Origin of the sequence: Brevibacillus sp. NPDC058079 (assembly GCF_042885155.1) — a bacterium.
Classification (GTDB): Bacteria; Bacillota; Bacilli; order Brevibacillales; family Brevibacillaceae; genus Brevibacillus.
Map to the genome: position 1 here is coordinate 384,762 of NZ_JBHVSO010000003.1, position 11,686 is coordinate 396,447.

Annotated in this window: 9 protein-coding genes; all 9 read right to left on the reverse strand. The window is 48.1% G+C overall.

All coding sequences use genetic code 11. From position 1 onward, the window contains the following. Nucleotides 1-40: 40 nt before the first annotated feature. The 9 genes from ACFVS2_RS11970 to ACFVS2_RS12010 all read right to left on the reverse strand — a co-directional run bounded on the left by ACFVS2_RS11970 (nt 41) and on the right by ACFVS2_RS12010 (nt 11,543). Nucleotides 41-517 carry a PilZ domain-containing protein gene (locus ACFVS2_RS11970; RefSeq protein ID WP_173619131.1) on the reverse strand — a complete coding sequence of 159 codons (477 nt, stop codon included), beginning with the start codon at nt 515-517 and terminating at the stop codon, nt 41-43. Nucleotides 518-594: 77 nt separating this feature from the next. Further along, nucleotides 595-768 carry a hypothetical protein gene (locus ACFVS2_RS11975; RefSeq protein WP_007728597.1) on the reverse strand — a complete coding sequence of 58 codons (174 nt, stop codon included), beginning with the start codon at nt 766-768 and terminating at the stop codon, nt 595-597. A gap of 90 nt (nt 769-858) precedes the next feature. Further along, the gene (locus ACFVS2_RS11980) at nt 859-2,109 is read right to left on the reverse strand and encodes a GNAT family N-acetyltransferase (protein WP_390234041.1); all 1,251 of its coding nucleotides are present in this window, start codon (nt 2,107-2,109) and stop codon (nt 859-861) included. Between the two features lie 147 nt (nt 2,110-2,256). After that, entirely contained in the window at nt 2,257-3,693 is a 1,437-nt protein-coding gene (locus ACFVS2_RS11985) for an MDR family MFS transporter (protein ID WP_390234043.1), read from the reverse strand. A 155-nt stretch (nt 3,694-3,848) separates the two neighbouring features. Further along, nucleotides 3,849-4,478: an NUDIX hydrolase gene (locus ACFVS2_RS11990; RefSeq protein WP_390234045.1), complete on the reverse strand. Its 630-nt coding sequence runs from the start codon at nt 4,476-4,478 to the stop codon at nt 3,849-3,851. Between the two features lie 132 nt (nt 4,479-4,610). Further along, the gene (locus tag ACFVS2_RS11995) at nt 4,611-6,185 is read right to left on the reverse strand and encodes a glutathione ABC transporter substrate-binding protein (RefSeq protein ID WP_390234047.1); all 1,575 of its coding nucleotides are present in this window, start codon (nt 6,183-6,185) and stop codon (nt 4,611-4,613) included. Nucleotides 6,186-7,026: 841 nt separating this feature from the next. Beyond that, nucleotides 7,027-8,250, reverse strand: a complete 1,224-nt coding sequence (locus ACFVS2_RS12000; protein WP_390234050.1) for an amidohydrolase family protein — start codon at nt 8,248-8,250, stop codon at nt 7,027-7,029. A gap of 35 nt (nt 8,251-8,285) precedes the next feature. After that, complete coding sequence (locus tag ACFVS2_RS12005; RefSeq protein ID WP_390234052.1) at nt 8,286-9,857, reverse strand: glutathione ABC transporter substrate-binding protein; 1,572 nt, start codon at nt 9,855-9,857, stop codon at nt 8,286-8,288. A gap of 99 nt (nt 9,858-9,956) precedes the next feature. Continuing rightward, entirely contained in the window at nt 9,957-11,543 is a 1,587-nt protein-coding gene (locus tag ACFVS2_RS12010; protein ID WP_390234054.1) for a glutathione ABC transporter substrate-binding protein, read from the reverse strand. Nucleotides 11,544-11,686 lie beyond the last annotated feature (143 nt).

The window sequence follows — 11,686 nt, forward strand, 5'->3', positions numbered from 1 at the left end:
GCCCTCTGTTGTGTATTCGCACAACAGAAAGCCTTTTTGTCTATGCTTCACTGGCTCGCATCGCAAGACTTGCTTGAGCCAACTCTTTTAAAAATGCCAGACGATCACCTTTAAAGAAACGTCCTTCTGTTGCTGTCCGATTCTGCCGATAGCGGATCGCCAATCGGTTTACCAAGCGATTAATCTCCAGATGTTGTTCCTCTTCCATAGTAAACCGTACAGCGTATTCGTAATAGTCCGTTTCCCACGGAATCGTGCGGACTACGTGTCCGTACATTTTCAGAGCCTGTCCGCACAATTCCGTCGCAAACTGCAGAACGAGCTGGTCATTTGCCGGCATTTTGAGATGAGAGAGAAAACGAAGTCCACCTGCCCCGATATCCTCGATCAATACCTGCGTGCTCCCAATCTCCATGGTTTTCCCTTTGACCAGCACAATAGTCATGTCTGCACAGAGGGCGTATTCTAGACGTAAGCGAAAAAATTCACGTTGATGCCCCTCTGATCTACCTGGCATTGTTTTCTCCTTCTTTCTCTTCTCATAGTGGGTAAGACGCAAAAGAAAGAGCGCCTGTCACCTTGGCGCCTTTCTTTTTATTTTTTGGGCTTTCGGTATTTGATCTCCTGCTCTTTCACCTGAAAGCGATTCCATAATTCTCTCTCATCATGTGTAATGGAATCATGCTTTTCCAGTCGGAAGAGGAGTCTAACGACCACCCAAACAATCAAAAGAAACGCAAAAAAGATAACCAGTGTAAGAAAGATCATAAAACCTGCCTCCTCCCGTTTACTAACAACATATGGGAGGAAGCAACATAAGATAACCAAATGTGTCAAAAACGTGACAATCCTTCTTTTCTAGAAGGTAGTCACACTTCGCGGCTTCTCAGGAACAGCGAACAGCCTATCCAAAATCGGAAGCTTTTCTGGAGCATCCAGCTCCAATTGGCCGTATTGATACAGTTTTTGGGCAGTTACTACCCCCATCACGAGCGAAGAAAAATCCGAAATATCTAGCTGTACCGAAACGTCAGGCTCCACTGCCTCTCCTAATTCCGGACGTCCATCGACAAACTTGATGACCCATGTTCCTTCATTCTCAGGCAGGAACGAATCGCGGATCGTCAGCTTTACATTTACCGTTTCCGAACCAAAACGGTGGTGGGACAACTGACGGAAAAATCCCGGCACATCAATGATCCGATACATCAAACCGACTCCAGATACATGGCTCTCATGATAAATGCTCCACAATATCGCATCCGTTCCATTGCCTGGATCAGATAGCAACAAGTGAAAATCTTCGTCATGCGTCGTAAATTCGATCCGTTGAATCTGATCGGCCTGGCTACGCAGGAAAGAGAGCAGTTGTGCAAGTGCTTCGCGCCTCTCATACTGAAGCTCTCTTACTTCTATGTTGTTGAAGAGTTTGTTTTTTTCATGGGCGCTCTGGAACTGGAAAGCGAGATAGCCGCCTAGCCTCCCTTCCTTTTTGTAGCCGACGGTAATCATTTCAGGACTATCGAGGAGTCTGTCCCACTCTCGATCTGTTCGCTTGATCATGCCATGTGTTTGACGGGCGATTCGGTGATAGCAAGCAGACAGTTCTTCTTTATCCTCTTTTCCTATATAGACGATTTTGTCCTTGCCTACAAACGGCAGGCTGGACGGCTTGAACTTGTATTGGTGAACCTTGGTCCCTATTCCAAAACCCATTTGCTTGTAAAAATCAACACGAAACGGATAGAGAGAGACCAGCGAGATTCCCCGCTCCCGATAGCTGGAAAGAAAACCTTGCAGCATCGTCATGGCCACTTTTTCCTTTTTATGCAAAAGGTCTACGGCGACCATCCCAATACCGCCAGTCAAAAGCAGTGTACCGTGAACATTCATAGGAAAATCGTACCATTTCATTATACCCGCTAGTCTTCCATCACGGTAGCATCCGTGGTAGCTGACATGTGGGTCGTTTTCGATCGTCTCCCTTACGCGTTCGGCAAATCGCTGTCTGCTCTCTGCACCCAGTAGATTGCTTCCAGGGTAGCTCATCGCTGCAATCCTAACGACCTCATCGATATCGTCAATTGAAACCGGTCGAATCTCCTCCATCGTCTCATGCACTCCTGTCAGCAAAAATTTGGGCATCTAGGAAAATAGTATCGATGAATGCAACAACTGGCAATATGAAGTTTGTATTTTTTGGAAAACTGTAACCAATTATTGAAAAAACGTCCGCACTCGGCGGACGTCTTCGAATTAGTGTGTCTGTTTGACTCGGCTTCCTTTTGCGATCACAAGCGCCAGAACAAAGCTGCCTATCGCAAGCACTAATGTGCCTGTGAAGACCACATGAACACCGCTAGCCAATAAGTCTCGGATCTGTGCCAGCTGTGCCACTGGAATCGATCCGTGTTCAAAGGAAGCTCCTAAATTCGCATGACTACTTGCTACAGTCACCATGTTGAACAACATTCCGAATACCGCTGCCCCAAAGGTTTGACTAAATGTACCCGTGAATGTATTGAGGGCAACCGCTGTCCCCCTCTTGTCGACTGCAACGGACGATTGAATTTTTACCATGATGATCGGAGAAATGAGCCCCATTCCCAAACCAATTAAGCCTACAGCCACATAAATAAGGTATCCCGCTGACTGAGCGGACAAGAAGCTCAACAATGTTGTCGCTACGGTCAGAACGGCTGTCCCTGCCATAAACAATTGTTCAGCTCGCAGCTTGCCTAACAAGTTCCCGGCAAGGATAGAGCCGATCGTCCAGCATACCGGCATCGGTGTCAGGACAAAGCCAGCCATTGTCGCACTTTCTCCCAAGACTCCCTGGCTCCAGATCGGCAAGTACACCACCATGCTGATTACAATTCCATTGGTCAAGAGCGTCAGCAGATTGGTCATGGCCACGTTTCGATTGGTAAAAAGCGAAAGCGGAATCAGCGGCTCAGGCGATTTCTTCTCCACCGATATAAACATCAGATAGGTCACCAAAGCAAATACGATCAAGGAAATCGTCACCGGACTGGTCCAGGATTGATTTTGGCTACCTGTTAACAAGGCATACAACAAGGCGATGGTCCCGAGCGAAAAAATAAGCGCGCCTGGATAATCGATATGGCGCTTTTCTTTGACGGAAAGCTTTTCCTTATACAAAAAGACGAGCATGAAAAATGATACGAGGCCAAAAGGCAAGTTAAGAAAAAAGATATAACGCCACGTCAGTGTATCGACTAAAAATCCTCCGACCAACGGACCTGCCACACCGGAAAGTCCCCATACAGCGCTAATCCAGCCCTGCGCTTTTGCTCTGGCAGTCTGCTCGGTGTACAAATCTCCAATGATAGTCATCGTAATCGGCATGACTGAACCTGCACCCAAGCCTTGAATGGCACGGAAAACAATGAGCTGCCACATCGACGTCGCCACTCCACAAAGCGTGGAACCTAACAAAAAGATACCGATCCCGATTAACAATACGTTTTTTCGGCCAAATAAATCAGCCAGCTTGCCGTAAATGGGAGCAGATACGGCAGTGGCAAGCATGTAGATGGCGTATACCCAGCTCACCTGTTCAAAGCCTGCCAAATCACTCGTAATACGTGGTACGGCTGTACTCACAATCGTTCCTTCCATCGCAGCAAGGAATGTCGAGAGCATTAGGGCAATCATAATCTGTAGTCTCATCTCGATCTCCTCTCTCTATCTACGCATGATCGCGAGCAGCGAAAAAACATTGTCTAGTATATCACATTAGGGAACATGTTTTCGCCAATCTTTCTCACCCAACGAAAAACCTCGTTTTGTCGATGACAAACGAGGCATTGTTTTTCTGATCAGGGTTATCGATTAGCTGCGCGTAGTTTCACAGCTGCAAACACCTGCTGGTAATAATGCACTTCATGTGGAACAAAGTCAGCGTTGGCCGCAATCATCGCTGTATCTTTTTGCTCACCATCTTCCGTTAGCAAAAATCCATTCACCGTCATCTGCCCGATCTCGCCCGCAAACAACCGCTCTAGCTCATGCAAACTGACCCAAAACAGCCCTGTGACTTCTTCTTCCTGTACCCGGTACTCGCGTAAGGGTTGATCGCATTCATACAAAAATGTATGGCACATTTCCTTATCAATGATGGAGGGGGCAACCATTACATCACGAATCACGCCTAGCTTGTCCAATTCCTCAAAGCTCACGGATAAGCCCAGCTCCTCCTCCAATTCCCGTACGCCGTCACATGGCTGTTCCGAAGCGAGAAGATGACCGGCAGAGGTAATGTCGAGCAAGTTCGGACAAGTATCCTTTTGTGGATGTCTTTTTTGGAACAACAATTCGATCTGGTCATCTACTACGCGATAAATCCAGCAGTGAAAGGTTTGGTGCCACAACCCCAAACCGTGTACTTCGCTACGCGCTTCTACCCCGATGTGCTGTCCTGCTTCGTCAAAAATGTCTAGCTGCTCTTCCTGCATGTTTTCCACCCCATGACTTGTCTCTTGCGCATTTCTTTTCCCCAAGTTAGATTCCCGGTCCAGAGCGTAAATTCCTCTCTATTGAAGTGACGAAAGAAGGGACAGCGACAAACGCCATCCCTTCTATCACCATTAGTTGATCGATACTTCATCCAGCATCAAGTAACCAACAGGGCTCAGCCAGAAGCCGTTTACATTCTTGGATGTAACCGCCACATGGTCAATCGTGCGGATGGGAAGGATCGGTACTTCCTTCAGCTCGATTTCTTGCAGCTTTGCGTAAATTTCATTGCGTTTTTGTACATCTTTTTCGCGACGTCCTTCTTCAATCAGCTTGTCTACCTCTGGGTTGTTGTAGAACGCCATGTTACCTGCGCTGCCTTTCGAAGTGCTGTGGAAGACGTTGTACTGGTTGTAATCGCCATCCCCTGTTGCATTGCCCCAGCCCCCGATGAACATCGCATGCTCACCATTGTCTGTGTGCTCCAGATACGCACCGTATTCCATTACTTTGATCTCCAAATCAATGCCGATGCCTTTCAACTGTGACTGGATGACTTCTGCTACGTTCATGCGCTCTTTACGGTCGTCTGTCACGATGGACGTCTTGAAGCCGTTCGGGTAACCTGCTTCTGCGAGCAGTGCTTTTGCTGCATTGACGTCATACGAGTAATCCTGGAGATTCGGGTTGTAGCCGATTACTTTTGGTGACATCGAGGAAACAGCTTGTGTTCCTACATTGTTGTATACCCCTTGTACAATGGCTTGTTTTTCGATAGCATGCGCGACAGCTTGACGTACGCGTACATCATCAAATGGCTTCTTCTGCACGTTAAAGCCGATATAATCCACACCCAAGCCTTCTGCACGCACCATGTTCATGCCAGGAGATGCCTGTGCACGCTCTACTTCCGTCACTGGAAGCTGATCGCCGATGTGCGCTTCGCCTGCTTCGATCATCGCTACGCGTGTCGTATCTTCTGGCACGACCTTGTACAATACTTCATCTACCTTTGGCTTTTCACCCCAGTAGGTATCATTTTTCGAGAGTTTCATATCTTGACCCGGTGCCCACGATGTAAATTTGAAAGGTCCGGTTCCTACAGGCTGCTTCGCCAATGTATCGGAATGCTCGGCGATTGCTTTCGGGCTGATGATGCTTCCTTCTGAGCTAGCCAAGATGGAGAGCAGCGGTGCAAAAGGATACTCCAGCACGAAATGTACAGTCTTGTCATCCACGATCTTGATTTCTTTAATCATGGAGAAGTTGGATGCACGCGGTGATGCCACCTTTGGATCGAGTACACGTTCGAACGTCTTTTTCACAGCTTCTGCTGTAAAGGGGGTACCATCGTGGAACGTAACGCCCTCACGGAGCTTAAACTCCCATGTCAAGTCGTCGAGCTGTTTCCATTCAGTAGCGAGTGTAGGCTTGTACTCGCCGTTTTTATCACGAGACACCAAGCTCTCATACACTTTTCCATACACATAGTTTGCCGAAGGAATATTAGAAATGAAATGCGGGTCCAAATTGTTGGCGTCTGCCTTGCGGGCTACAATCAGGGTTCCCCCTTCTTTCGGAGCTTCTGTAGCAGTTGTATTTGTTGAACCGGATTGCTCCGAGCTCGCACCACCACATCCAGTCAGCGCAACACTAACCGTCAATGTCAGAGCCAACAAGGAACCGACCATGCGCGTTTTCTTCATTTGTGTCTACCCCCTGTAGAATACTGTCGAAAATTCTGAATGTATTTCTTATTTGCATTATACGGTAGATTTTCAACCGAACCTTTCAGCATCTTTACATCAATTTATAATATTTTTACTTTTATTTAATTTTGTACAGATGAAAATACATTGATACCGTAGCTTCGGTGGAGAAGCGTGTTTCCAGTCTTCGCTTCGGCCTCCGCCTCTCAAGGGGTAACAACTGTCCGCTCCGGTATGAATGACGGGAGCCGCTTCAAAAGTGGTAGCCTCGATGACGTATTCGCAGGTTGAAGCTAAAAACGCTCCCGTCATTCATCCCTCCGCTCGGTCGGGCTCCAGAGGCGCTATGACTGGAAACACGCTTCTTTGACGTTGCTTTTGTCTATTTTTCGATCTATGTATGAAAAGCAACAAGAAAATGTTTGAAGGTTCTTCATGATTGTTCTTCTGTAGCATTCTAATGTATGGATTTGCTATGAAAAACATTTTATAGTTAGTTAAGTAATTAATTGTCGCCTTGAATCTACTTTCAAGATGTTACCAAAGCTACGCCGGAAGAAGTGCATTTCCAGTCCAAGCGCCTCTGGAGCCCGCCCCAGCGTAGGAATTAATGGTGGGGAATTTCAGCTTCACTTATGAACTACCTCCTCGAAACTTCTACGTTTGAAGCGCTCCCGCCATTTATTCCGAAGCGAGCAGTCAATCCCCCCTTGCGGGGCGGAGGCCGAAGCGTAGACTGGAAATGCGCTTCTTCCTTCACTACGGCTACTTTTATTAACAAATGAAAAATCCGACCTCCCCAAGAAGCCTTGGAAGATCGGATCACATCTTACTATCTTTATGATTGTTTCTGCCAAACCATCTTGCCCGAGAAAACCACCGCTTCCTTCGGAGATAGTCTAGCCACAGCCTCGGCGGAGCATTTGGCACGGACGAAAACCGCATTTGCTTCGTCTCCGACTTTTGGCCAAACTTGATTCCCAGCTTGGTCCAGTGGAGTCAAGCCACCTGTAACGAATCCCAGTGCTCGCGATAGAGATCGCTCATCGATCCAACGGAACCGTTCAGCCAGACGGTTTGCTTTTTGCAGCATATCTCCGGTTCCAAATGGGTCCCAGTGATCGGTGATGTTGTCATTGCCCAATCCAACATGGACACCTTTGGCATAAAGCAACGGAATCGGGATGGTCGGCATATCAATGGGAACAGCCGACATGACAGCGATTTGCTGTTCGGCAAAAAGCTCCGCAACCTCTTCTACCACAGCAGTCGGAACCTCTCCTAGCCCATAAGCATGACTGACAGTGACTCGACCTTGCCACCCCGCATCCTTCGTCATAGCAGCCAGTTTTTTCATAATATAAACACCCAAATGTCCAGGCTCGTGCAAGTGCAGGTCAACATCCGCATTCGCTTCCACCGCTATGTCCATCATCGTATCAAGAGATTTCTCGATATCATCGTCAAACGTGGCAGGATCGACACCACCGACGAGGCCGGCTCCATGCTTCATCGCCTCACGGACGAGGGCAACGGAATCACTGCGCAGCAAACCATGTTGGGGAAACGCGACAATTTCCCAGGAAAGTTTTTCACGGTAAGTTGCCAATGCTTCCAATGTGGCTTCCAGGTTCTTCAACCCAATGACCGGGTCAATGTTGCAATGGGTTCGCACGTGAGTAGCACCGTGTGATTGCACTAACTCCAGCAGCTTTTCTGCACGCTCACGAGCGACGGGAAGCTGGCGGGGCAGCAATTCCTGCTCTTGTTCGATTCGAAAAAAACGATTGGGAGCAGGAAGAACGGCTTGCCACGGACCTCCATAAAATGTTTTGTCCAAATGAATGTGCATTTCCCGGAAAGAAGGAAGCATCAGTAAGCCTTGTGCATCCCACACAGATACCCCATCGGGTATATCCGACGAAGCAGGTACGATTTTCTCCACGCGACCGTCCGTGAGCAAGACATGAAAACGCTCCGTCTTTGTTCCCGTCACGATGCCATTCGCCTCTGTATAACCACATTCCAGACTCGCATTTTTGATCCACAAGTTTTCTTTCATGCTCCGTCCCATCCTTTTCTCTCTAAATGTTTGCGTTATTCAATCGTAATGCCATTGATCATCATGTACCCAGAAGGGCTGATCCAGAAGCCTTTGATGTTTTTGGCGACTGCAGCGACATGCTCAAGATTGCGGATTGGGACGATTGGTGCTTCTTGCTTTTCAATCTCTAGCGCCTTTGCATAGATTTGCTTGCGCTTTTCCGTATCCTGCTCGCGGCGCCCCTCTTCGATCAGCTTGTCCACTTCTTTATTCACGTAGAACGTTGTGTTTCCACCTTTGCCCAAAGAGCTGGAGTGGAACAGATTGTACTGGTTGTAGTCAGCGTCACCAGTGGCATTGCCCCAGCCGCTGATGAACAGCTCTGTTTCACCGTTGTCTTCAGCATCTAAATAGGCTCCATACTCAAGCACTTTTACCTCTACTTCAATGCCGATTCCCTTTAACTGGGACTGGATTACTTCAGCTGCATTAATCCGTTCCTTGCGATCGCCTGTCCACAAGGTTGTCTTGAAGCCGTCCGGATAGCCTGCTTCTTTCAACAGGTCCTTTGCCTTGTTCGGATCGAACTCGTATCCTTTTAACGCCTCATCGTATCCAAGAACCTTCGGACTCATTGCGGAATTCGCTTTCGTTCCGACATCGTTGTACACACCTTTGATGATCGCATCGGTCTCAATCGCATAGTTGATCGCCTGGCGAACACGGGCGTCGTCAAACGGTTTTTTCTTGGTATTGAACCCGATGAAATCTGTCCCTAAGCCCTCTGTCCGATACAAGCTCATATGAGGGGAATTACTGACGCGGTCTATTTCTGTCACCGGCAATGGTTCAGCGATGTGCGCCTCTCCCGTCTCTACCATGGCTACGCGTGTCGTGTCCTCTGGTACGACTTTGAAGACGGCCTTCTTGAATTTTACCTTTTCTCCCCAGTAGGTATCATTTTTCACGAGTACGATCTCTTGGCCAGGTGTCCACGATTCGAATACGAACGGCCCTGTACCGACGGGATGTTTGCTCAGCTCCTTGCCGTATTGCTCAATTGCTTTTGGACTAATGATGCTGCCTTCGTGGTTGGCGAGGATCGACAGCAATGGGGAATACGGGTAGGCTAGCTTGAAATGAACGGTGTAATCATCCACTACCTTGACTTCCGATACCATCTTGAACTGAGTCGCACGTGGAGAGGCGACCTTTTCATCGAGGACGCGTGCGAATGTTGCTTTCACCGCCTCGGCGTTAAACGGCGTACCATCGTGGAAGTTGACTCCCTGACGCAGCTTGAACTCCCAAGTGACATCATCCAACTGCTTCCATTCCGTGGCGAGCATCGGTTTGAACGCCATGTTATCATCTCGCTGGACGAGACCTTCGTACACTTTGTGATGGACCACACTCGCTGCATTGATCGCTGATATAAAGTGCGGGTCTAGATTATTTGCGTCAGACTGACGTGCAATCACCAGCGTCTGATCTGTTGCGGGAGCTTCCTTTGCAGCCGGAGTCCCTGCCGCACCTTGCTCTGTACCTGATGAACAGCCTGTAAGCACGAGGCCAACGCTCAGGATACCTGCCAGCATTGAACCTAGCATCTTCTGTTTTTTCATAGACTCGCCCCCATTTTATTCCACTTTGTATAATCAATCAGCATAGCTCGTTCCCAATGGGCGAAGCTATGCTGATCATGAAGCACTTTTTGCTGAAAATTATGGCAATGTTACATCGTCGATCTCAATGTGTCCTGCTGGGCTGATCCAAACTCCCTCTACACCTTTTTGGATCGCTGCGAGGTTTTCTGAGAAGCGGTATGGTACCATTGCGGCTTCGTCCATTTCGATTTGCTGTGCTTTTTCGTAGATTTGCTTCCGTTTTTCTTCGTCTTTCTCTTTGCGGCCCTCATCGATCAGCTTGTCCACTTCCGGATTGCTGTAGAAAGCATGGTTGCCGGCTGCTCCTTGCGACTTCGTGTGGAACAGGTTGTATTGGTTGTAGTCTGCATCGCCTGTGGCATTGCCCCAACCACTGAGGAACAATTCTGTTTCGCCTTTGTTGGCTGCTTCAATATAAGCTCCGAACTCTAGCACTTTCACTTCCAAATCGATATTGATTTGTTTCAGCTGTTGCTGCAACACCTCTGCCAAGCTAACTCGTGCCTTGTTATCATTTAAGTAAATAGTTGCTTTGAAGCCGTTCGCGTATCCAGCTTCTGCCAACAGTTTTTTGGATTTTTCCAGATCGTAAGGCAAGTCTTTTACATTTGGGCTGTACCCAACCATAGACGGGGTAATGGAAGAATGAGCAACCGTACCGACATCGTTGTAGACCCCTTGAATGATGGTCTTCTTATCGATCGCATGTGCAATCGCTTGACGAACGCGCACATCATCGAATGGCTTCTTCGAGTTGTTAATCCCGATATGATCGCTAGCGAAAGCAGGGTAACGACCAAGTGTCATACTCGGAGAATTTTTCACCCGATCGACTTCTGTCACTGGCAATTGCTCAGCTACATTCGCTTCTCCTGTCTCGACCATCGCGAGTCTGGTCGTATCCTCTGGAACGGTCTTGAAGACGACTTTGTCCAGATTCGGTTTGTCACCCCAATAGCTATCGTTTTTCACCAGGACGACTTCTTGACCAGGTGTCCATGATTCGAATTTGTAAGGGCCTGTTCCCGTTGGATGCTTGGTCAATTCTTTTCCATACTGTTCGATCGCTTTTGGTGACAAAATTCCACCCTCTGCACTGGCGAGCACGGACAGGAGTGGTGCGTATGGATAGTGCAGGATGAATTGAACCGTTGTATCATCCACGACCTTTACTTCTTTGATTGCTTCAAACAAATTGGCGCGGTTAGAGCCTACTGCCGGGTCTTGGACACGAGCAATCGTCTTTTTCACAGCTTCCGCATTGAATGGCGTGCCATCGTGGAACGTCACACCGGAGCGAAGCTTGAATTCCCATGTCACGTCATCGAGCTGCTTCCATTCAGAAGCGAGTGAGCCTACATATTTGCTTTCTTTGTCCATCCGAACAAGACCCTCGTATACCTTGTGATGAATGATGGCAGCGGAATTGATTTGCGTTAGAAAATGTGGGTCAAGGTTGTTCGCATCAGACAAGCGGGCGATGACGAGTGTCCCGCCTTCTTTCCCAGCTGCTGCAGAAGCATTTGTTTGCCCTGAAGAATTGGTACTCCCTCCTGCTTCAGGTGCTTGTGAGCAGCCTGCCAACGCTGTAGACACCACAACGGTCATGGCAAGCAGCGTCTGGAAAAAGCGCGTCTTTTTCATGTAGTTATCCCCCTGTTTTGTGAAAAACGTCTCGACGTTTTTCATAAATGTTGATGTGACCGCTTGCGGTCAAAAAAACGGTGGTGACCGTTTTTTGCGCCCGATGCACTTGAATATTTTGACCATTCGCGCATATTTCATTT

Bases quoted from the DNA above. Each gene is read 5' to 3' on its own strand.
- ACFVS2_RS11970 (WP_173619131.1), bottom strand. From the start codon at position 517: ATGCCAGGTAGATCAGAGGGGCATCAACGTGAATTTTTTCGCTTACGT.
- ACFVS2_RS11975 (WP_007728597.1), bottom strand. From the start codon at position 768: ATGATCTTTCTTACACTGGTTATCTTTTTTGCGTTTCTTTTGATTGTT.
- ACFVS2_RS11980 (WP_390234041.1), bottom strand. From the start codon at position 2,109: ATGGAGGAGATTCGACCGGTTTCAATTGACGATATCGATGAGGTCGTT.
- ACFVS2_RS11985 (WP_390234043.1), bottom strand. From the start codon at position 3,693: ATGAGACTACAGATTATGATTGCCCTAATGCTCTCGACATTCCTTGCT.
- ACFVS2_RS11990 (WP_390234045.1), bottom strand. From the start codon at position 4,478: ATGCAGGAAGAGCAGCTAGACATTTTTGACGAAGCAGGACAGCACATC.
- ACFVS2_RS11995 (WP_390234047.1), bottom strand. From the start codon at position 6,185: ATGAAGAAAACGCGCATGGTCGGTTCCTTGTTGGCTCTGACATTGACG.
- ACFVS2_RS12000 (WP_390234050.1), bottom strand. From the start codon at position 8,250: ATGAAAGAAAACTTGTGGATCAAAAATGCGAGTCTGGAATGTGGTTAT.
- ACFVS2_RS12005 (WP_390234052.1), bottom strand. From the start codon at position 9,857: ATGAAAAAACAGAAGATGCTAGGTTCAATGCTGGCAGGTATCCTGAGC.
- ACFVS2_RS12010 (WP_390234054.1), bottom strand. From the start codon at position 11,543: ATGAAAAAGACGCGCTTTTTCCAGACGCTGCTTGCCATGACCGTTGTG.